This window comes from Agromyces terreus, from assembly GCF_009749465.1.
GTDB classification, from domain to species: domain Bacteria; phylum Actinomycetota; class Actinomycetes; order Actinomycetales; family Microbacteriaceae; genus Agromyces; species Agromyces terreus.
Window position 1 is genome coordinate 47677 of sequence record NZ_WBIS01000001.1, and the last position, 21362, is coordinate 69038.

General features: G+C 70.6%; 16 protein-coding genes and 1 tRNA gene. 11 read left to right on the forward strand and 6 right to left on the reverse strand.

The window, feature by feature from the left end:
• Positions 1-25: 25 nt before the first annotated feature.
• Positions 26-1027, reverse strand: a complete 1002-nt coding sequence (locus tag GQQ92_RS00210; RefSeq protein ID WP_156997241.1) for an alpha/beta hydrolase — start codon at positions 1025-1027, stop codon at positions 26-28.
• A 261-nt stretch (positions 1028-1288) separates the two neighbouring features.
• On the opposite strand from GQQ92_RS00210, the gene GQQ92_RS00215 reads away from it, so the two are divergent.
• The gene (locus tag GQQ92_RS00215; protein WP_232057412.1) at positions 1289-2701 is read left to right on the forward strand and encodes a sugar transferase; all 1413 of its coding nucleotides are present in this window, start codon (positions 1289-1291) and stop codon (positions 2699-2701) included.
• A gap of 136 nt (positions 2702-2837) precedes the next feature.
• Positions 2838-3005 (forward strand): hypothetical protein, encoded by a 168-nt coding sequence (locus GQQ92_RS00220; protein ID WP_156997242.1) that lies wholly within the window; start codon positions 2838-2840, stop codon positions 3003-3005.
• A 125-nt stretch (positions 3006-3130) separates the two neighbouring features.
• Here GQQ92_RS00220 and GQQ92_RS00225 read toward each other — a convergent pair.
• The 4 genes from GQQ92_RS00225 to GQQ92_RS00240 form a co-directional block, all read right to left on the reverse strand.
• Positions 3131-3204, reverse strand: a tRNA-Pro gene (locus GQQ92_RS00225).
• Between the two features lie 148 nt (positions 3205-3352).
• On the reverse strand, positions 3353-4330 hold the full coding sequence (locus GQQ92_RS00230) for a metallophosphoesterase (protein ID WP_156997243.1): 978 nt from the start codon (positions 4328-4330) through the stop codon (positions 3353-3355).
• Positions 4327-6951: a transglycosylase domain-containing protein gene (locus tag GQQ92_RS00235; RefSeq protein WP_156997244.1), complete on the reverse strand. Its 2625-nt coding sequence runs from the start codon at positions 6949-6951 to the stop codon at positions 4327-4329. The genes GQQ92_RS00230 and GQQ92_RS00235 overlap by 4 nt, the downstream gene beginning before the upstream one ends.
• 180 nt (positions 6952-7131) lie before the next feature.
• Positions 7132-9747 carry a transglycosylase domain-containing protein gene (locus tag GQQ92_RS00240; RefSeq protein ID WP_197738012.1) on the reverse strand — a complete coding sequence of 872 codons (2616 nt, stop codon included), beginning with the start codon at positions 9745-9747 and terminating at the stop codon, positions 7132-7134.
• Positions 9748-9931: 184 nt separating this feature from the next.
• Here GQQ92_RS00240 and GQQ92_RS00245 point away from each other — a divergent pair, with 184 nt between their 5' ends.
• The 5 genes from GQQ92_RS00245 to GQQ92_RS00265 all read left to right on the forward strand — a co-directional run bounded on the left by GQQ92_RS00245 (position 9932) and on the right by GQQ92_RS00265 (position 14836).
• The gene (locus GQQ92_RS00245) at positions 9932-10165 is read left to right on the forward strand and encodes a hypothetical protein (protein ID WP_156997246.1); all 234 of its coding nucleotides are present in this window, start codon (positions 9932-9934) and stop codon (positions 10163-10165) included.
• The gene (locus GQQ92_RS00250) at positions 10165-10635 is read left to right on the forward strand and encodes a RidA family protein (RefSeq protein WP_156997247.1); all 471 of its coding nucleotides are present in this window, start codon (positions 10165-10167) and stop codon (positions 10633-10635) included. The genes GQQ92_RS00245 and GQQ92_RS00250 overlap by 1 nt, the downstream gene beginning before the upstream one ends.
• A gap of 88 nt (positions 10636-10723) precedes the next feature.
• Positions 10724-13198 (forward strand): ATP-dependent helicase, encoded by a 2475-nt coding sequence (locus GQQ92_RS00255; RefSeq protein WP_156997248.1) that lies wholly within the window; start codon positions 10724-10726, stop codon positions 13196-13198.
• 10 nt (positions 13199-13208) lie between these two features.
• Entirely contained in the window at positions 13209-13751 is a 543-nt protein-coding gene (locus GQQ92_RS00260) for an NUDIX domain-containing protein (RefSeq protein WP_156997249.1), read from the forward strand.
• Positions 13748-14836, forward strand: coding sequence for an FUSC family protein (locus tag GQQ92_RS00265; RefSeq protein ID WP_156997250.1), 1089 nt, complete (start codon positions 13748-13750; stop codon positions 14834-14836). Before GQQ92_RS00260 ends, GQQ92_RS00265 begins: the two co-directional genes overlap by 4 nt.
• Positions 14837-14902: 66 nt before the next feature.
• On the opposite strand, the gene GQQ92_RS00270 is transcribed toward GQQ92_RS00265, so the two are convergent.
• Positions 14903-15625 carry a VIT1/CCC1 transporter family protein gene (locus GQQ92_RS00270; RefSeq protein WP_156997251.1) on the reverse strand — a complete coding sequence of 241 codons (723 nt, stop codon included), beginning with the start codon at positions 15623-15625 and terminating at the stop codon, positions 14903-14905.
• A 157-nt stretch (positions 15626-15782) separates the two neighbouring features.
• On the opposite strand from GQQ92_RS00270, the gene sucC reads away from it, so the two are divergent.
• The 4 genes from sucC to GQQ92_RS00290 all read left to right on the forward strand — a co-directional run bounded on the left by sucC (position 15783) and on the right by GQQ92_RS00290 (position 21316).
• A complete protein-coding gene (gene sucC / locus GQQ92_RS00275) occupies positions 15783-16949 on the forward strand; it encodes an ADP-forming succinate--CoA ligase subunit beta (protein ID WP_156997252.1) in 1167 nt (388 codons plus the stop codon).
• A gap of 21 nt (positions 16950-16970) precedes the next feature.
• Positions 16971-17873: a succinate--CoA ligase subunit alpha gene (gene sucD / locus GQQ92_RS00280; RefSeq protein ID WP_156997253.1), complete on the forward strand. Its 903-nt coding sequence runs from the start codon at positions 16971-16973 to the stop codon at positions 17871-17873.
• A gap of 256 nt (positions 17874-18129) precedes the next feature.
• A complete protein-coding gene (locus tag GQQ92_RS00285; RefSeq protein WP_197738013.1) occupies positions 18130-19737 on the forward strand; it encodes a hypothetical protein in 1608 nt (535 codons plus the stop codon).
• Positions 19738-19768: 31 nt separating this feature from the next.
• Positions 19769-21316, forward strand: coding sequence for a cell division protein PerM (locus GQQ92_RS00290; protein ID WP_156997254.1), 1548 nt, complete (start codon positions 19769-19771; stop codon positions 21314-21316).
• The last annotated feature ends 46 nt before the right edge of the window (positions 21317-21362 follow it).

Consider the following 21362-nt stretch of genomic DNA (forward strand, 5'->3'; position numbering starts at 1 on the left):
TTCGGCCCGCGGCGGTCGCGGTCGCTCATCCGAGGGCCTCGGCGAAGAACTCGAGCACGTCGTCGCTGACGCCCGGCGCGAGCAGGGCGACGCCGTGGGCGCCCTCGCGGCCGATGATCACCTTGGAGGCCACGCCGACCGACTCGAGGGAGGCGTGCATGGCCTGCGCCTGCTCCTCGGGCACGAGTTCGTCCTCCCCGTTCACGAGCAGCATCGGGGGGTCGGTGGCGTCGACATGCAATGCCGCGGATGCCTCGGCGGCCTGCGGGCATGCGTCGGCCGCCGGGGTCTCGCAGTCGAGGTAGGTCATGATCATGCCGATGGCCTCCTCGGTCGGCGTTCCGAGCGAGAGCGCCTCCTCGGTCATGAGCGAGACCCCCGAGAGCGAGGCCACGGCGCCGACGCGCGTTCCCTCGTCGAGCGGTCCCTCGCCGAGGGTGCCGACCTCCTGGGCCAGGATCGCGCCCGCCGAGCTGCCCAGCAGCCCGATGCGAGCGGGATCGAGGTCGAAGCGGTCGACCTGCTCGGGCTCCCGCAGCCAGGCGATGGCGGACTGCACGTCCTCGACCTGCCCCGGGTACACGATCGCGGGCACGAGGCGGTAGTCGATCGAGAAGGCGGCGAATCCGGCGTCCGCGAATCGCGTGCAGAGCTCGCGCATGCCGCCGGCCACCCGGTTGCCCTCGGTGAATCCGCCGCCGTGCAGGAGCACGATCGAGGCGCGGGGACCGTCCTCCTCTGGCAGGCACGCGTCGAGCAGGAGCTGCTCGTCGCCGACCGTCGCGAACGGCACCTTCTCGATGACGGATGCCTCGTCGCCGCCGCCGTCGGCGCCCGACGCCGTCGTCGCCGAGCAGCCGGCGAGGGCCGACAGCACGAGCACGGCCGCCGCGGCCGCGCCCAGCGCGACCGGTGGCCTTGATCGCTTGATGCCCATCGGCGTCGCCCCCTCGGTGGTCTCGCCCGTCGAGGAACCCTCGCGAGCACTACTGCGCCGCGGCATCGCGTCCGTCGCACCCCATTCCATCGTCGCGACCGTGCCGAGCGGTGACGAGGGCGTGTCGAACGTGTTAACTCTCCAACACGCGGCGGATCGGGGATCGGCGACCGATTCGGGCCGAACGTGACGGCTGTGTTAACTCTGCGTGCGACCCGTGGCCCCGTGCCTGCGTTGCCCATAGATTGAGCGCAATCGAGGGAGACGCTCTTGACTCAAGCCATTGCACCGCAGATGGCGAGGAGTTCGAGGGGGACGCGGCAACCGACCTGGGCTCAACGCTACGGTCGCATGCTGGTCTCCACCGATCTGCTCGTCGTGACCGTGACCGTGTTCGCCGCGCAGTACTTCGGCGGGGTGCGCACCCCCGCACGGGCGGCCTCGCTGCTCGATCCGGCGGCGTGGGTGCCGCCGTCGGCCGCGGGCCTGCTCGCCGTCGGCTTCATCGCGGTCTGGATGCTCGCTCTGAGCGTGTCGGGCAGCCGATCGCCGCGGGTGATCGGCACCGGGGCCGCCGAATACCGCCGCGTGCTGCACGTCACCTTCGTGGTGTTCGGCACCGCCGGCCTGCTCGCGTACCTCCTGTCGGTGCCCGGCCTCGAGTGGTTCCTCGCGCTCGCGCTCGTCGTCGGGCTCGCGGGCCTGCTGGCCAACCGGTGGGCGTGGCGCAAGTGGCTCGCGCGTCGTCGGCGCGCCGGTCAGCTCTCCAGCCGCGTGCTCCTCGTCGGCTCGGAGTCCTCCATCGCCACGATCGCGCGCGATCTCGGCCGGAGCCCCGAGGCGGGCTTCAAAGTGGTCGGCGCGTGCACGCCGAGCGGCATCGTCAGCGGCACGATCCCCGGCACCGACATCCCGATGTCGGGCTCCATGAACAACCTCATCGAGGCGCTCGACGCCGTCGGCGCCGACACCGTCGTGATCACGAGCGCGAACGAGCTCGCGGCCGACAAGGTGCGCGAGCTCAGCTGGAAGCTCGAGCCCGGCCGCCACCACCTCGTCGTCGCGCCGAGCCTCACCGACATCGGCGGCCCGCGACTGCACACGCGCCCCGTGGCCGGCCTGCCGCTGATCCACGTCGAGACCCCGCGCTACGACGGCGGAAAGCTCTACGCGAAGCGGCTGTTCGACATCGTCGCGTCGGGCGCGCTGATCCTGTTCCTGTCGCCCGTGCTCCTCGGCATCGCGCTCATCGTGCGCCTGAGCACGCCCGGCACGATCATCTTCCGGCAGGACCGCATCGGCCGCCGGGGCGAGCACTTCCAGATGCTGAAGTTCCGCAGCATGTACGAGGACGCCGAGGACCGCCTCGCCGACCTGGCCGCGCTCGACCGCGACGAGGGCAACTCGATCATGTTCAAGATGAAGGACGACCCCCGGGTCACGCCCATCGGGCGCATCCTCCGCCGATACAGCCTCGACGAGCTGCCGCAGCTGTTCAACGTCTTCCTCGGGTCGATGTCGATCGTCGGGCCGAGGCCGCCGCTCGAACGCGAGGTGGAGCAGTACGCGCGCCACGTGCACCGTCGCTTCCTCGTCAAGCCCGGTATCACGGGGCTCTGGCAGGTCAGCGGGCGCTCCAACCTCGACTGGGACGAGACCGTGCGCCTCGACCTCTTCTACGTCGAGAACTGGACGATGACGGGCGACCTGCTCATCCTCTGGAAGACGTTCCGGGCCGTGGTCGGCAGCGACGGCGCCTACTGATCGGATGCCGCACGGCCATCGCGCGGCATCCGGCCGTGTCGCGGCATCCGCTCCGCTTCGGCGGAACAGGGCGTAGACTCTCTGCACCGTGACGTCGGCTCGAGTCACGGGGTCCCTGACTCGAGGAGGAGTCGGCATGGAAGGCCTGATCTCGTTCGCCCTGCTCGCCGCGTGGGTCCTCGGCGCGTGCGCCGTCGCCCTCCTCATCGGCCGGGTCATCCGCCGCTCTCGGCGAGACGAGCGCCCGGTCGTCGAACCGCTGATGAACGCGCGGGTCCATCACGATCAGCCGAGCGACCGCTGAGCTGAGCCGGACGGCGCCGTTCGGCGCGGTTCGTTCAGCCGGTTCGTTCAGCGCGATCTGCTCAGCGCGATCTGCTCCGGGTACGGAAAAGGCCCCCGCTCTCGCGGAGGCCTTCTCTCACCGTGTCGGGGTGACAGGATTTGAACCTGCGACCTCGTCGTCCCGAACGACGCGCGCTACCAAGCTGCGCCACACCCCGGTGCCCTCACGGGCCTCAACAAGGATAGCCGATAAACCGGGCCGCTCAGACCACGCGCCGGTCGCGCCTGCAGCACCCGGCGTCGACGCGGCGATCGAGGGCGGATGCCGCGTGCGGCACGCGGCTCCGAGGCATCCGCCCTGCTCGGTCAGCGCGACGCGACGAGCGTGATCAGCGTCGCCTCGGGCGGGCACGCGAAGCGCACCGGCGCGTAGATCGAGGTGCCGAGCCCGGCAGACACGTTGAGGAACGCCGAGCGCAGTCCGTGGCGCCACACGCTCAGGCCCTTGACCTTCTCGCGGGGGATGTCGCAGTTCGTGACGAGCGCGCCGAAGCCGGGCACGCAGACCTGGCCGCCGTGCGTGTGGCCGGCGAGCATGAGCTGCGCGCCGTGGTTCACGAACGAGTTCAGCACCCGCTGGTACGGCGCGTGCGTGACGCCCACCGTGACCGTCGGCCGCGACGGGGAGACGGATGCCGCGTCGGGCCACGAGTCGTCGCCGAGCGGGTCGTCGGCGCGCAGATCGTCGATCGCGCTCGTGATGAGGTCGAGGCGGTCGAAGCCCTTGTGCGGGTCGTCGACGCCGAAGAACTCGAAGTGGGTGCCGCGCAGGTCGAGGGAGGTGGCCGTGTTGTCGAGGTCCTCCCAGCCGAGTTCGGCGAAGTACGCGTGCAGGGCGGCGATGTCGAGCCGCGTGCTGCGTGGCACGTGGCCGGAAGGGCCCCCGAAGTAGAGGAACGGGTTCTTCACGACGGGGCCGAAGTAGTCGTTCGAGCCGTTGACGAAGACGCCGGGCACCCCGCGGAACGGCTCGAAGGCCGCGCGGATGCCCTCGAGCCCGCGTTCGTGCCCGAGGTTGTCACCCGTGTCGACGACGAGGTCGGGTTCGAGCTCGGCGAGCGAGCGCACCCAGGCCTGCTTCTCGCGCTGCCAGGGCGCCATGTGCAGGTCGGAGAGGTGCAGCACCTTGATGGGCTGCGAGCCCGCCGGGAGCACGGGCACCTCGACCCGGCGCAGGGTCCAGCGCTTGCGTTCGACGAGGGAGCCCCACGCGAACGCTGCGGCGCCGGCCGCGCCGACCGCGATCGCGATCTGCGCGATCGGCGGCAGGCCCGCGCGCGTCATCGTCCGTCTCCGTCGCCGTTGCCGCCGGTGAAGCGGCCGATGACGATCTTGATCTTCGCGCCGGGCTTGGCGTTCTCGCCGGCGCCGGGGGACTGCGAGATCACGAGGCCGTTCTTGCTCTCGTCGTCGGTGTCCTGAGCGTCGCGGTCGACCTTGTAGCCGGCCGCCTTGAGCGTGCCCTCCGCCTGATCGGCCTGCATGCCGGTGACGTCGGGCACGGCGCTCAGGTTGCCGCGGCTGACCTTCAGCGAGATCGACGAGCCCTTCGGAGCCTGACCCGAGGCCGACTGGCTGCCGACCGTTCCCTTGGGCTGCGCCGAGTCGACGTCGCCGTCCATCGACCAGCCGAAGCCGGCCTGCTCGAGCGCCTTCTGCGCGGCGGCCGGGGCGAGGCCGAGCACGCTCGGCACGTCGGCCATGGGGGTCGTGAGGTACTTCCGGTCGGGTTCGGGGAACGCGCCGCCCGGGTACTTCGTGTTCGCGACGTCCATGATGCGCGGCCAGATGCGGTGACGGATGATCGCCGCCTCGACATCGTTGACGGAGGTCTCCCGCAGGTTGACGAAGCCGGTCGTGTTGTACACGCCGACCACGGTGGCGACCCGCGTCGACGCACCGCTCATCCAGGTCGCGACGGCGTCGTCGGTGGTGCCCGTCTTGCCGATCATCGGCGTGCCCGCGGTGTCCATCTGACCGCGGGAGGAGCGACCGGTGCCGTCGGTCATGACCCGCTGGAGTGCATAGCTCATGCCCGCAGCGATGTCGGGGGTGACGGCCTGGGTGCAGGTCGACTTCGGAGCCTCGACGGGCTCGCCCTTCGCGTCGGTGATCCGGTCGATCGCGATCGGGGTGCACGACTTGCCGCCGCCGGCCACCGCGGCGAACGCGGTCGCCATCGAGATCGGCGCGATCTCTTCGGTGCCGAGCACGGCGGCGGGGCCGAAGCCGATCTTGTCGCCGGCCTCGTTGACGCCCTCGCCGAGCGGCTTGCCGTCGGCGCGGCCCGAGCTCATGAGCGCCGACGCCGTGTTCTTGATGCCGCAGAGGTCGAGTTGCTTCGCCATGGCGATGAAACCCGTGTTCTCGGAGTTGATGGTGTTGTACAGCGCGGTCCAGTAGCCGCCGTTGCCGCCCTCGTCGTTGCGGGGGTTCCAGTCGGCGCCGATGTTCCAGTCGCCCGCGCAACTGTCTTTGAACGTGCCCCACGGCGCGCGGCGGCGGGCGTCCATGCTCTCGTTGACCGAGTGCCCCTCCTTCAGCCACTCGCCGAGCGTGAAGATCTTGAACGTGGAACCCGGCTGGAAGCCGCTCGAGCTGCCGTAGTCGATGGTGGCGTTGTAGTTGACGGCGTCGTACTGGTCGCCCGTCACCTCGGGGTCGACGTTGTACGTGGTGTTCTGGGTCATCGCGAGGATGCGACCGGTGTTGACCTCGACCGAGACGGCCGAGCTGCCGATGTCGAGCCCCTCGACCGAGCCGGGCACGTTGTCGTGCACCGCGGAGTACGCGGCGGACTGCAGGTCCATGTCGATGGTGGTGTAGATGTCGAGGCCGCCGCGTTCGAGCATCTGGGCGCCCTCGTTGACGTCGGGCGTCTCGGGGTCGTCGAGCTTGTTCTTGATCTCCCACGTGACGTAGTCGCAGAAGTAGGCGTAGACCGGAGAGGCCTGGCATCCGCTCGACGGCGGCTGGATGTTGGGGGCGACCGGTTCGGCGATCGCCGCCTCGTGCTCGGCCTTCGTGATCTTCTTCTGCTCGAGCATCTTGTCGAGGATGTAGTCGCGACGGTCCTTGTTGCGCGCGTACGGGACCGTCTCGCCGTCGATGACCGTGTTCGCCCCGTTGAGCTCATCGTCGGGGTAGTCGAGGCGGAACTCCTCGGGGCTGTTCACGATGGCGATCAGGCTCGCGGCCTGCGCGAGCGACAGGTCGTGCGCGTTGGTGCCGAAGTAGTACTGCGCCGCGGTCTGCACGCCGTAGATCTGGCCGGCGAAACCCGCGATGTTGAGGTACCCGCGCAGGATCTCGTCTTTGGAGTACTGCTTCTCGACCGTGATCGCGTACCGCATCTCTTTCAGCTTGCGGTCGATCGAGGTCTTGGTGTGCTTCTCCCAGGCGGCGTCGCGCTCTTCTTCGGTGGTCGCCTTCGCCATGTCGTTCGCGACGAGCACGTTCTTCACGTACTGCTGCGTGATCGACGAACCGCCCTGGGTGCTGTTCGACAGCGCGGTGCTGACCGCGCCGCGCACCGTGCCGGCGATGTCGATGCCGCCGTGGTCGAAGAAGCGCGGGTCTTCGCCGGCGACCGCCGCGTCCTTCAGGTAGGGCGAGATGTACTCGAACGACACCTCTTCGCGGTTGTCGTCGTAGAACCACGCCATGGGCGATGCGTTGCCGTCGGGCTTGACCGCGTAGATGGTCGACTTCTGCGCGAGCTCGCCGATCTCGAGGCTGCTCGGGAGGTTCTCGAACATCGTGATGCTGTTCGTGGCCGCCAGTCCGGTGACGGCGAGGGCCGGCGTCACCGCGACGGTGAGGAGCACGCCGGCGAGCGCGCTCATGGCGACGAAGCCGAGGGCTCCGAGGCCGACGTCGCTCATCGTGCGTTTCTGGGCAGGCATACTGCGCAGCTTAACCGACGAGTTCGGGGTCGAGCTGAGCGACGCTGCGCTTGTGGACGAACCCGCTCCGGCCGGCCCCGCTCATGTGAGGCCCGTCGTGGAGGCGGAAAGCAGTTCGGCGCCGGCCGTGCGGATCGCGTGAATCCGCACGGCCGGCGCCGAACCGGTGCGTGTGCGCGATCAGCCGCCGTCGTTGCCGCCGTCGGGCTGGTTGCCGCCGTCGTTGCCGTTGCCGTCGCCGTTGCCCTGACCGTCGTCGCCGTCGAACCGGCCGACGACGATCGTGATCTTCGAGCCGGCCTTCGCGCCCTCGCCGGCGCCGGGCGACTGCGACTGCACGATGCCGTTCTGCGACTCGTCGGTGACGCTCTGCTCGTCGCGGGCGACGTCGAACCCGGCAGCGCGCAGGGTCGCTTCGGCCTGATCGGCCTGCGAACCCGTCACGTCGGGCAGCGCGCTCATGTTGCCGCGGCTGACCTTCACCGTGATGAGCGAACCGCGCGTCGCCGTGCCGCTCGCGCTCTGCGAGCCGATCGTGCCCTTGGGCTGGTCGGAGTCGACCTCACCGTCGAGCGCGTAGCCGAAGCCGGCCGTCTCGAGGGCCATCTTCGCGGCATCGGGGGAGAGGCCGAGCACGCTCGGCACGCTCGCCTGCGGGGCGAAGAGGAACTCGCTCTTCGGGTCGGGGAACGCGTCGCCGCCGTACTTGTTGTTGGCGACGTCCATGACGCGGGGCCAGATGTTGTGGCGCAGCACGGCGGCCTGCTCGCCGTTGATGTACGTGTCGCGCAGGTTCACGTGGCCGGTCGCGTTGTACACGCCGACGACGGTCGCGACCTTCGACGAGGCGCCGCTCATCCAGGTCGCCTCGTTGTTGTCGGTGGTGCCGGTCTTGCCGATCATCGGCGTGCCCGAGGTGTCCATCTTGTACAGCGAGGACGAACCCGTGCCGCCGGTCATGACCTTGTTGAGCGCGTAGTCCATGCCGGCCGCGACATCCGCGGTGATGGCCTGCGTGCAGGTCGACTTCGGTACCTCGACGGCCTCGCCCTTCGCATCGGTGATCTTGTCGATCGCGACCGGCGTGCACGACTTGCCGCCGCCGGCGTACGCGGCGAACGCGGTCGCCATCGACAGCGGGGCGACCTCTTCGGTGCCGAGCACGGCCGAGGGCCCGAACGGGATGCGGTCGCCGTCGGCGTTGACGCCCTCGCCGAGCGGCTTGCCGTCGGCGCGACCGTCGCTCATGAGCGCCGTGGCCGTCTTCTTGATGCCGCAGAGGTCGAGCTGCTTCGCCATGGCGATGAAGCCCGTGTTCTCGGAGTTGACCGTGTTGAACAGCGCGGTCCAGAACCCGCCGTTGCCGCCCTCGTCGTTGCCGGGATCCCAGCCGTCGACGTTGACCGTGCCCTCGCAGCTGTCCTTGAAGTCGCCCCAGTTGTTGCGCTTGCGGGCGTCCATGCTCTCGTTCAGCGAATGGCCCTCGATGAGCCACTCGGCGAGCGTGAACGTCTTGAACGTCGAGCCGGGCTGGAAGCCGCTCGAGCCGCCGTAGTCGATGCCCGCGTTGTAGTTGACGGCGGAGTACTGATCGCCGGTCACCTCGGGGTCGAGGTTGTAGACGGTGTTCTGCGCCATGGCGAGGATGCGGCCGGTGCCGACCTCGACCGAGACCACCGAACCGCCGAGGTCCATCTCGGAGATGGAGGCGGGCACGTTGTCCTTCAGGGCGGCGGTCGCCTCGGCCTGCAGGTCGACGTCGATGGTCGTGTAGATGTCGAGCCCGCCGCGTGCGAGCATCTCGGCGCCCTCGTTGACGTCGGGGGTCTCGGGGTCGTCGAGCTTGTTCTTGATCTCCCAGGTCACGTAGTCGCAGAAGTACGAGTACGTCTGCGAGACCTGGCAGCCGGTCGAGGGCTCGTGGATGTCGGGCTGCACGGGAGTCGCGACGGCGGCGTCGTGCTCCTCCTGCGTGATCTTCTTCTCCTGGAGCATCTCGTTCAGGATGTAGTCGCGACGGTCCTTGTTGTCTGCGTAGGGGACCGTCTCGCCGTCGACGACGGTGTTCGCGCCGTTCGTCTCGCTCTCGGGGTTGTCGAGCCGGAACTTCTCGGGCCAGTTGACGATCGCGATGAGGCTCGCCGCCTGCGGCAGCGTGAGGTCCTTCGCGTTGGTGCCGAAGTAGTACTGGGCGGCGGATTGCACGCCGTAGACCCGCCCGCCGAACGCGGCGATGTTCAGGTAGCCCTGGAGGATCTCGTCCTTCGTGTACTTCTTGTCGACCGAGATCGCGTAGCGCATCTCTTTGAGCTTGCGCTCGGGAGTGGTCGCGGTCGCGGCCTCGTACGCGGCCTGCTTCTCCTCTTCGGTGGTCGCCTCGTTCATGCCGTTGTTGATGAGCACGTTCTTCACGTACTGCTGCGTGATCGAGGAACCGCCTCGGGTCGCGCCGCCGGGGATGAACTCGTTCACGACCGCGCTCAGGGTGCCCTTGATGTCGATGCCGCCGTGCTCGTAGTACCGCGGGTCCTCACCGGAGACCGCGGCGTCCTTGAGGTAGGGGGAGATGTAGTCGATCGACACCTCTTCGCGGTTGTCGTCGAAGAACGACGCCATCGGCGACGCGGTGCCGTCGGCTCGCATCGCGTAGATGGTCGACTTCTGTGCGAGGTCGTCGATCTTGAGGAACCCGGGGAGGTTCTCGAACATCGTGATGCTGTTGTTGGCGGCCAGCCCGGTGACGGCCAGCGCGGGGGTCACCGCGGCGGTCACGAGCACGCCGGCGAGAGCGCTCATGCCGAGGAATGCGAGCACTCCAGAGCCGATATTGCTCATCGAACGTTTTTGGGCAGACATATAGTGGAGCTTAACGGAGAAGGCTGGCAAACCACGGCACGGACGCTGGGTGAACCCCATGCGTCCGTGCGAACGCGCGCCACGGACTCCGCCCACACGCGCACGATGTCAGAGACGAGGACCCATGGTCACCTGGGAGTACATCACCACCCCGCTGCTCATCCACAACACCGCGGCGATCCTGAACAACTGGGGTTCCGAGGGCTGGGAGCTCGTGCAGATCGTGCAGGGACCCGAGGGCGGGCTCGTCGCCTACCTGAAGCGCCCGACCGGCGGTCAGAGCTCGGCAGCGGCATCCGCCGGCGCCGCAGCCGCCGCGCAGGCCGCGAAGGCCTTCGAGGGCGAGGAGCGCGCCTGATGGCCGGGTTCGAGGCGCGGCTCGCCGAGCTCGGCATCGAGCTGCCCGAGGTCGCACCGCCCGTGGCGGCCTACATCCCCGCCGTCGCGACCGGGTCGTACGTCTACACGTCGGGCCAGCTGCCCTTCACCGCGGGCGCGCTGCCCGCGACGGGCAAGGTCGGCGACGGCCACGGACTCGTTCCCGCCGACGACGCGAAGGCGTACGCGCGCACGTGCATCCTGAACGCCCTCGCCGCGGTGCGCGCAGAGATCGGCTCGCTCGACCGCATCACGCGCATCGTGAAGGTCGTCGGCTTCGTGGCGTCCGACGCCGCGTTCACCGGTCAGCCGGGCGTCGTCAACGGCGCCTCCGAGCTGCTCGGCGAGGTGTTCGGCGAGACCGGTCGCCACGCGCGCTCGGCCGTCGGCGTCGCGGTGCTGCCGCTCGACTCGCCCGTCGAGGTCGAGCTCGTCGTCGAGTTCGAGTAGCCGCTCGCTGCCACGCCGGGCGCGGGCGACGCGGGGGCCGCGCATCCGTCGGACGGGTGTCGGATGCCGCGCCTAGACTTGTCGGGACATGACGCTGATCCTCGACCCCGACGACCCGGCCGGCTGGCGCGAGGCGCCCGCCGCATCCGCTGAACCCGGCTCGCACGCGACCTCTGGCAACCGCTTCACCGACGGCCTGAACCCCGAGCAGCGCGAGGCGGTCGAGTACCGCGGCCAGGCGCTGCTCATCGTCGCGGGCGCGGGCTCCGGCAAGACCCGCGTGCTGACGCACCGCATCGCCGGCCTCATCGACAGCCGCGAGGCCTGGCCGAGCCAGATCCTCGCCATCACGTTCACGAACAAGGCCGCCGCCGAGATGCGCGAGCGCGTCGAGTCGCTGCTCGGCGAGGGCGCGTCCGGCATGTGGATCTCGACCTTCCACTCGGCGTGCGTGCGCATCCTGCGGCGCGAGGCCGAGGCCATCGGCCTCTCGTCGACGTTCACGATCTACGACTCGGCCGACACCCGCACGGTGCTGAAGCGCATCATCAAAGAGCTCGACGCCGACACCATGGGGTTCACGCCGGCGAGCGCCCAGTCCAAGATCTCCAAGCTCAAGAACGAGCTGTCCGACGTCGAGTCCTACGCGCGCAACGCGAACATGAACGACCCGCAAGAGGTCATGTTCCTCGAGATCTTCCGCCAGTACACGCGTCGGCTGCGCGCCGCGAGCGCCCTCGACTTCGACGACCTCATCGCCGAGACCGTCTACCTCTTCCGGGCGTTCCCGAACGTGGCATCGCTCTACCAGCGACGGTTCCGCCACATCCTCGTCGACGAGTACCAAGACACCAACCACGCCCAGTACTCGCTCATCCGCGAGTTCACGCAGCCGGTTCCGGCCGAGCGCGTCGCCGAGATGGCCGAGCACGGGTTCAACGTGCGCGGGGTCACCGACTCCTCAGGCGGCATCCCCGGCGCGAGCCTCACCGTCGTCGGCGACTCCGACCAGTCGATCTACGCGTTCCGCGGCGCCGACATCCGCAACATCTCCGAGTTCGAACGCGACTTCCCCGGCGCGAAGGTGGTGCTGCTCGAGCAGAACTACCGCTCGACGCAGAACATCCTGTCGGCCGCGAACGCGGTGATCTCGAACAACTTCGACCGCAAAGACAAGAAGCTCTGGACGGCCGTCGGCGACGGCGAGAAGATCACGGGCTACACCGGGTACACCGCGCACGACGAGGCGCAGTTCGTCGCCGACGAGATCGAGGCGCTGCACCGCTCGGGCGTCGCCTACCGCGACATCGCCGTCTTCTACCGCACGAACGCGCAGACCCGTGCGCTCGAAGAGATCTTCGTGCGCTCTGCGCTGCCGTACCGCGTCGTCGGCGGCACGAAGTTCTACGAGCGCGCCGAGATCAAGGACGCCATGGCGTACCTCATCTCGGTGGCCAACCCGCTCGACGAGCTCGCTCTGCGCCGCATCCTGAACACGCCCAAGCGCGGCATCGGGCCGGCGACCGAGACCGCGCTGTCCGGTTTCGCCGAGGCCAACGGGCTCACGTTCCGCGAGGCCATGCGCTCGGCCGACGCGCTCGGGCTCGGGCCCAAGGTCACCGGCGCGATCATGTCGCTCGCGACCGTGCTCGACGAGGCCGCCGCCATGCTCGTGCCCTCGTCGGCGGGCATCGAGGCGGGCACGAACGAGGGTGCGTCCAAGGTCTCCGACGTGCTCGTGTTCCTGCTCGAGCGTTCGGGGCTCATCGACGCGCTGCGCAACAGCCGCGATCCCCAAGACGAGACGCGAGCCGAGAACGTCGACGAGCTCGTCGCGCAGACCCGCGACTTCGACCGCGACAACCCGCAGGCCACACTGGTCGACTTCCTCACCCAGGTCTCGCTCGTGGCCGCCGCCGACGAGCTCGACGACGCCTCGGGCACCGTGTCGCTCATGACCCTGCACACCGCCAAGGGCCTCGAGTACCACGCGGTGTTCCTCACCGGCCTCGAAGAGGGGCTGCTGCCGCACCAGATGTCGGCCTCCGAGCCCGGCGGCCCCGCCGAGGAGCGACGCCTCTTCTACGTGGGCATCACCCGCGCGCGCCAGCGCCTCTACATCTCGCTCGCGATGAGCCGCGCCCAGTTCGGCGAGGTCGCCGTCGCGATGCCGTCGCGGTACCTCCAGGAGATCCCCGAAGACCTCGTCGACTGGCGGCAGTCCCCGGGCATGGCCACCTCGCGCGGGGGCACCCAGCCGCGGGCCCTCAACGCGCGTCGCCCCGGCGGGGCGTGGGGCACGCGCGACCGCGACCTCGAGAGGTTCAGCGTCACCGCGTCGGCCAAGCCCAAGGCCGAGTGGGCCAACCGGGTCACGGGCACCGTGCGCGACAACGGCGACCTCACCCTCGAGGCGGGCGATCGCATCCGCCACGTCGACTTCGGCGAGGGGCGCGTGAACCAGGTCACCGGCGAGGGCACGAAGCGCATCGCGCACGTGAGCTTCGACTCCGCGGGGCAGAAGAAGCTCCTCATCAAGATCGCGCCCATCGAGAAGCTGTGAGCGGTCGCGCATGACCTGGCCTACGAACGCCTCGCGCACGGTCTACGAGAACCGCTGGATCCGCGTCGTCGAAGACCAGGTCGTGCGCCCCGACGGAGAGGCCGGCATCTACGGCGTCGTCGAGATGCGGCATCCGGCGGTCTTCGTCGTCGCCCTCACCGACGCCGATGAGGTGCTGCTCGTGACGGTCGATCGGCACACCGTCGGCACCTCGATCGAGGTGCCCGCGGGCGGCACCGACGGTGAGGGCGCACGCCTCGCCGCCGAGCGGGAACTGCTCGAGGAGACCGGCCACGCGGCATCCGACTGGCATGAGATCGGGCGCATGAACGCGCTGAACGGCATCGCCGTCGCGCCCGAGACCGTCTTCCTCGCCACCGGGCTCCGCCACGTCGAGTCCGCCCGGCGCACGCAGGCCGAAGAGGGCATCAGCCGCGTGCGGGCCGTGCCGTGGGCCGAGGTCTGGGGCATGGTGCGGGGCGGCGTGATCACCGACGGCGAGACCGTGGCGGCGCTCGCGTACGCGGCGCTGCACCTCGGCCGCATCTCATGAGCGACGACGCGTCCCGATGGACGCGATGGCGGCGCACGCTGCGCACGCTCGACGTCGAGGTCGCCCTGCGGGCCACCGTCGCCTCGGCCGTGCCGCTCGCCGTGCTCGTCGCGATCGGGCGCACCGACTACGCCGCATACGCCACGTTCGGCGCGATGACCGCGATCTTCGGTCGCAGCGAACCCTACCGCATCCGGCTTCGCACGGTGAGCACGGCGGCGGCCGCGCAGCTCGCGGCGACCGGGCTCGGCATCCTGCTCGCCGTCCTCGGCGCCCCGCCGGCGGTCGAGCTGCTCGTGCTCGCCGGGCTCATCGCGGTCGTCATCGTCGCGTTCAACGTGCTCGGCGTCTTCCCGTCGGGGCCGCTGTTCGCGGTGTTCGGGCTCCTCGTGTGCGCCGCGCAGCCGATCGACGACGGCACCGGGTGGCAGCGATGGGGCGTCGCGTGGATCGCGGCCGCGTTCGCCTGGCTCCTCGCCATGTCGGGCTGGTTGCTGCGCCGCGCCGCGCCGGGCCGCACCAAGGCGGCGTTCCGCGACCTCACCCGCGCCGGACCCACCCGGCACGATGCCTGGCGCGACCCGCGCCTCTGGGTGAACGTCGTGCAGAACGTGGTCGCCGCGACCGCGGCCGGCGCCATCGCCGTCGCGTTCGGCCTCGGGCATCCGTACTGGGCGGTCGTCGCCGCCGTCGCCGTGATCCCGCCGGCGCGCGCCGCGCACACCCTCCAGCGCGGCGTGCATCGTGTGATCGGCACGATCGGCGGCGTGCTGCTCACGGCGCTGCTGCTCTGGCCCGACCCAGGGGTGTGGGTGCTCGTGCTCATCATCGCGGTCTGCCAGTTCGGGGCCGAGATCCTCGTCGGGCGCCACTACGGCGCCGCCCTCCTGTTCATCACGCCGTTGGCGCTGACCGTGGCGCACCTGGCCTCGCCGGCCCCGCTCGTCGGGCTTATCGCCGACCGCGTGCTCGAGACCGTCGTCGGAGCGGCGGTCGGCCTCATCTGCGTGTTCGTGGCCAGGCGTCTCGCCGAGGTCGACCGGCTGCCGCCGCCGAGCGGGGTCATGCCGCGCATCGAGCCCTGACCGCGGAGCAGCGAACGCGACCGACCGCCGGATGTCGGTCGGACGGTTCCGGTCAGGCGATGCCGGTCAGACCACGTCGCCGAGCAGCCCGCCGATCACCCACGTCACGAGCAGGGCGAGGGCGCCGCCGACGACCACGCGCACCATCGCGCGGCCTCTCGGGGCCCCGCCGATCCAGGCCGACAGCCACCCGGTGACGGCGAGCGCCACGATCACGGCGACGAACGTGGTCGCGACGCGCCACTCCGGCGGCGGCAGCAGGATCGCGAGCATCGGCAGCACCGCCCCGACCAGGAACGAGAGCGCGGATGCCGCGGCCGCCTGCCACGGGTTCGCGACGTCGAGTTCCGAGATGCGCAGTTCGGCCTCGAGGTGCGCCGCGAGCGGATCGTGCGCGGTGAGCTCCCGTGCGACCTGTGCCGCGGTCTGCTCGCTCAACCCGCGGGCGCGGTAGAGCTCGGCGAGTTCGGCGAGCTCCTGCTCGGGCATGTCGGCGAGCTCACGCGTCTCCTTGGCGATCAGCGCCCGCTCGGTGTCGCGCTGGGTCGACACCGAGACGTACTCGCCGAGACCCATCGAGATGGCGCCGGCCACCACCGACGCGACGCCCGCGACGAGGATCGCGCCGAGATCGGTCGTGGCCGCGGCGACGCCGACGACGAGCGCGGCGACCGAGATGATGCCGTCGTTCGCGCCGAGCACGCCAGCTCGCAGCCAGTTGAGCCTCGCGTGGAGCTCGCTGTCGTGCGGGTCGGGTCCGTGTTGCGGTTCACTCGCGGCATCCGTCACACCCGTAGTCTGCCCGACACCGCCGATTCTGAGGGGCACGACAACGGGAGTAGCATGGCACGTGGCCCCGTATCTCTCGACTTCGAGAGACTTTCGCGGGGCGACACCCACCAGCCACTGTGCGCGGTCGCGCGTGCGGACCGATTGGAAGTAGAGCGTGGATCTTTACGAGTACCAGGCCAGAGACCTGTTCGAGCAGTACGGGGTGCCGGTGCTTCCCGGCATCATCGCCGACACCGCCGAGGAGGTGCGCGCGGCGGCTGAGAAGCTCGGCGGCGTGGTCGTCGTCAAGGCGCAGGTGAAGACCGGCGGTCGCGGCAAGGCCGGCGGCGTCAAGGTCGCGAAGAACCCCGACGAGGCGTTCGAGGCGGCGCAGTCCATCCTCGGCCTCGACATCAAGGGCCACGTCGTCAAGCGCGTCATGGTCGCGGGCGGCGCCCGCATCGCCCAGGAGTTCTACTTCTCGGTGCTGCTCGACCGCGCCAACCGCTCCTACCTCTCGCTCACGAGCGTCGAGGGCGGCATGGAGATCGAGCAGCTCGCCGTCGAGAAGCCCGAGGCGCTCGCGCGCATCGAGGTCGACCCCATCGCCGGCGTCGACGCGGCGAAGGCCCGCGAGATCGCCGTCGCGGCGAACTTCCCGGCCGACCTGGTCGACAAGGTCGCCGACGTCTTCGTGAAGCTCTACGAGGTCTACAAGGGCGAAGACGCCACCCTCGTCGAGGTCAACCCGCTCATCCTCGACGAAGAGGGCAACGTCATCGCCCTCGACGGCAAGGTCACGCTCGACGAGAACGCCGAGTTCCGCCACGCGAGCCACGCCCTCCTCGAAGACAAGGCCGCGGCCGACCCCCTCGAGGCGAAGGCCAAGGAGCTCGAGCTCAACTACGTCAAGCTCGACGGCGAGGTCGGCATCATCGGCAACGGCGCGGGGCTCGTCATGTCCACGCTCGACGTCGTCGCCTACGCGGGCGAGAACCACGGCAACGTAAAGCCCGCCAACTTCCTCGACATCGGCGGTGGAGCCTCGGCGGAGGTCATGGCCAACGGCCTCGGCATCATTCTCGGCGACCCGCAGGTCAAGAGCGTGTTCGTGAACGTCTTCGGCGGCATCACGGCGTGCGACCAGGTCGCCAAGGGCATCGTCGGCGCGCTCGCCGAGCTCGGCGGGGCTGCGAACAAGCCGCTCGTCGTGCGGCTCGACGGCAACAACGTCGTCGAGGGCCGCCGCATCCTCGAGGAGGCGGCGCACCCGCTCGTCACCCTCGCCGAGAACATGGACCAGGGCGCCGACAAGGCCGCCGAGCTCGCGAACGCCGCGTAGTAGAAGAAGGACTGCAGAGCAATGACGATCTTCCTCAACAAGGACTCCAAGGTCATCGTCCAGGGCATCACCGGCGGCGAGGGCTCCAAGCACACCGCGCGCATGCTCGCGGCGGGCACCCAGGTGGTCGGCGGCGTGAACGCGCGCAAGGCCGGCACCACGGTGCTGCACACGGATGCCTCGGGCAACTCGGTCGAACTCCCCGTGTTCGCCTCGGTGGCCGAGGCCATCGCCGCGACCGGTGCGGATGTCTCGATCGCGTTCGTGCCCCCGGCCTTCACGAAGGACGCCGTGGTCGAGGCGATCGACGCCGAGATCCCCCTCCTCGTGATCATCACCGAGGGCGTGCCCGTGCAGGACTCCGCGGAGTTCTGGGCCTACGCCAAGGAGAAGGGCGACGCGACCCGCATCATCGGCCCGAACTGCCCCGGCATCATCAGCCCCGGTGAGGCCCTCGTCGGCATCACCCCGGCGAACATCACCGGCAAGGGCCCGATCGGCCTCGTCTCCAAGTCGGGCACGCTCACGTACCAGATGATGTACGAGCTGCGCGACCTCGGCTTCTCGACCGCCATCGGCATCGGCGGCGACCCGATCATCGGCACGACGCACATCGACGCGCTCGCCGCGTTCGAGGCCGACCCCGAGACGAAGGCCATCGTGATGATCGGCGAGATCGGCGGCGACGCCGAAGAGCGTGCCGCCGACTTCATCAAGGCCAACGTCACGAAGCCGGTCGTCGGCTACGTCGCGGGCTTCACCGCTCCCGAGGGCAAGACCATGGGCCACGCCGGCGCGATCGTGTCCGGCTCGGCCGGCACCGCACAGGCGAAGAAGGAGGCCCTCGAGGCCGCCGGCGTCAAGGTCGGCAAGACGCCGTCCGAGACGGCGACCCTGCTCCGCGAGGTCTACGCCGCGCTGTAACGGGCGAACGCGGCACGTCGCGCGACGGCGTGCCGCGGCATCCGCTCGAGTCGGCTGCCGATGCGATCACGAGAACGCGACTCCCGATGGGGGTCGCGTTCTCGCGTTTCCGGGCGGCGGCGCCCGAACGCCCGCGGCGCGGCGCCAGGGTTCGCCGCGCCCTCGATCCCGCCGCGCGCCCGGGCTTCGCGATGGCTGATGCGTGCGGGGGCCGCGCGCCGATATGGTGTGGGGAGGCGAGTCCGAGGGGGATGGCATGGCACAGACGCGGGACGACGAACTCCTGGCCCGAATCGAGGCGCTCGAGGCCGAGAACGCCCGGCTCCGCGAGGAGGCGGTCGTGCCCCGCGAGGCATCCGCGGGCCGCGAGCCGAAGCGCTCGACCGGTCGGGCGCGGGTCGCCGTGGCCACGATCCTCGTGCTCGTCGGCGCCATCCTCGCCCCCGTTGCCGTGCTGGGCGGGTGGGCCAAGAACCAGCTCGTCGACACCGACACCTTCGTCGCCACGTTCGCGCCCATCGCCGAAGACCCGGCGGTGCAGGCCTACGTTTCCGACGAGGCGACCGCGGCGATCATCGACGCGGCGAACATCGAGAGCCTGACCTCCTCGGTGTTCGACGGCATCTCCGAACTCGGCCTGCCGCCCAAGGCCGAGCAGGCGCTGCAACTGCTCGAGGGCCCCGCCGCACAGGGCATCGAGTCGCTCATCGGGCAGATCGTGAACCGGTTCGTCACCTCCGACGCGTTCGGCGAGATCTTCGAGCAGGCGCTGCGCACGACGCACACGCAGACGATCGCCGCGCTGCAGGGCGACCCCGACGCGGCGCTGCATATCACCGACTCGGGCGAGATCGGCATCCAGCTCGGGCCCATCATCGAGGCCGTGAAGGAGCGACTCGTCGATGCGGGCGTTGGGTTCGCCTCCTCCATCCCGGCCATCGACAAGACGATCGTGGTCGCCAAGTCCGAGTCGCTCGCGACCGTGCAGCTCGCCTACGGACTGGCCGTGTCGGCCGGAACGTGGCTGCCATGGGTCGCCCTGGCGTTCCTCATCGGCGGCATCCTGGTCGCGCCGCGCCGACGCACCGCGATCATCTGGACCGCCTCGACCCTGGCCGTCGTCCTCGCGATCCTCGCGAGCGGGTTCGGCATCGGGCGCCTCTACTTCATCGGCAGCGTCTCGCCCGGCATCGTCCCGACCGGGGCCGCCGAGGTCATCTACGACCAGATCGTCGACCGCATGTTCGCCACGACCATCGCCCTCGTCGTCTTCGCCGTCATCGTCGCGCTCTTCGCCTGGATGAGCGGCCCCGGCGCCCTGCCGACGCGCCTTCGCGGCTTCGCCGACTCGGGCTTCGGCGCCGTGCGCCGGTCGGCGGCCGAGCGGGGCCTCACCACGGGGTCGTTCGGCGCATGGCTCGGGCGTCAGCGCGGGGTCGTCTTCGGCGTCATCATGCTCGCCGCCGTCGCGGTCATCCTCTTCGTGCGACCCATCTCGACGGGGCTCGTGGTCTGGACCCTCGTCATCGCGCTCGTGCTCATCGCCATCGTCGAACTGCTGCAGCGCCCGCCGGCCGAGGTGGCCGCCGCAGAGGCGCTCGCCGCCGAGGCGGAGGCATCCGCCCTGCTCGACGAGGAGCCGGTGCCGGATGCCGCGGCCGACGGCGACACCGCGGTGCTCGTCGGGGTCGAGGAGGGGTCGGCGACCGACACGGCCGTGCTCGTCGAGGCATCCGGAGCCGAGGTCGACGCCGAGGTCGCGGAGGATGCGCGGGCGACCGACGTGATCGACGTGGGGGAGCCCGCCCCGAAGCGGGCGCCGCGGTCGACGAGTCCGAAGAAGCGCGGGCGACCTGCCGAGTGAGGGTGCCGCGCCGGGCTAGGCTCCCGGAGGAATGAGACGCCCGACCATCGCCCTGCTCGCCTCCCTGGAGGCGTTCGTCGCGGCGCTCCTCGGCTTCGCGCTGGCGTTCGTCCCGCTGATGCTGCTGTGGGCGGTGCACTTCGGGCTCGCCGTCGACGTGATGGTGTTCGTGCACGCGGCCGCCGGCGTCTGGCTCCTCGGCCACGGCGTGAACGTCACGGTGCAGATCGACCCCGTCACGGCCGCGGCCACCGGTCTGCCGGGCGCGGCCGATCCGTTCCCGATCTCGATCGCCCTGCTCGGCATCGCGTTGCTCAGCGTCGCGGCTGGGGTGCGCATCGGTCGCCGCTCGGCGGCGGGCGGCCACGCGCTGACCGGGGCGCTCGCGGCCATGGTCGTCTTCGGAGCCGCGGGGTTCGGTGCCGCGGTCCTCGCCGATTCGCCCGCGCTGCACACGAACGTCTGGTGGGCGGTCGGGCTGCCGGCCTTCGTGGTCGGCCTCGGTGCGCTCATCGGCGCCGTCGAGGAATCGGTGCGCAACCCGTCGACGGATGTCGCGAACGCCGGGTTCGTGCGACGCGCGGTGCAGTCCGCGCCGCCGCTGCTCGGCGAGATCGCGTCGGCCGCGTTCCGCGTCGGCGGGGCGGCGGCGTTCGGGGTGCTGTCCTTCGCGGCGTTCCTGCTCGGCGTGGTGATCTTCCTCGACTACGCGACGATCGCGGGCCTGTACCAGGCGCTCGACGCCGGCATCGACGGCGGCATCGTGCTCACGATGGCCGAGCTCGCGGTGCTGCCGAACCTGGTGATCTGGGCGGCGGCGTGGATGCTCGGCCCCGGTTTCGCGTTCGGGGCGGGAAGCTCGGTCGCGCCCGGCGGCACGCTGCTCGGCCCGGTGCCCGGCATCCCGCTGCTCGGCGCGCTTCCCGGCAGCGCGCCGCTGTTCGGCGCCCTGCTGCTGGTCGTGCCCGTGCTGCTCGGGTTCGCGGGCGCGTGGATCGTCGGCGGCGAGCGGCGTCGTGCCTCGGCCGAGACGCCGTGGTGGCGGCCGGCGGCGGTCGCCGTGGCCTCCGCGCTGGTCGCGGGCCTCACGCTGGGCCTGCTCGCACGGTGGTCCTCGGGCGCGGTCGGCCCCGGTCGCCTCGCGGAGGTCGGCCCCGACGCGCTCGCGGTCGGCCTCGTCGCCGCCCTGACGGTGGGGCTGGGCGCCCTCGCGGGCGGCTACTCGGCCCTCTTCGGCCGCGCCGACCACGACCGGCCCGCCGCCGGCACCGAGCTCGCGCGACGCGATGCGGGCCTGGCTCGAGCTGCAGGCCGAGCGGATGCCGCGACCGAGACGTTCGACGCGGCGGAGTCGTCCGACGCGGCGGAGGCCTTCGAGAAGCACACGTCCGACGAGACGGAAGCGTTCGATGAGACCGACGCGTTCGTCGGGGTTCCGGTCAGGGGAGCAGACGAACGCGACGCCGACGATGCGGCCGTCGCGGCTCCCGCGCGCCCGCCGGCCGAACGGCCCGAGCGCCGCGACGACGACGAGGTGCCGTGGTGGCGCCGCGATCGCGACGACCCGGGCGGCCGCTGAGGCCCGCCCCGAGGCATCCGCCGCCCTCGGTCTCGGTCGCGCGACC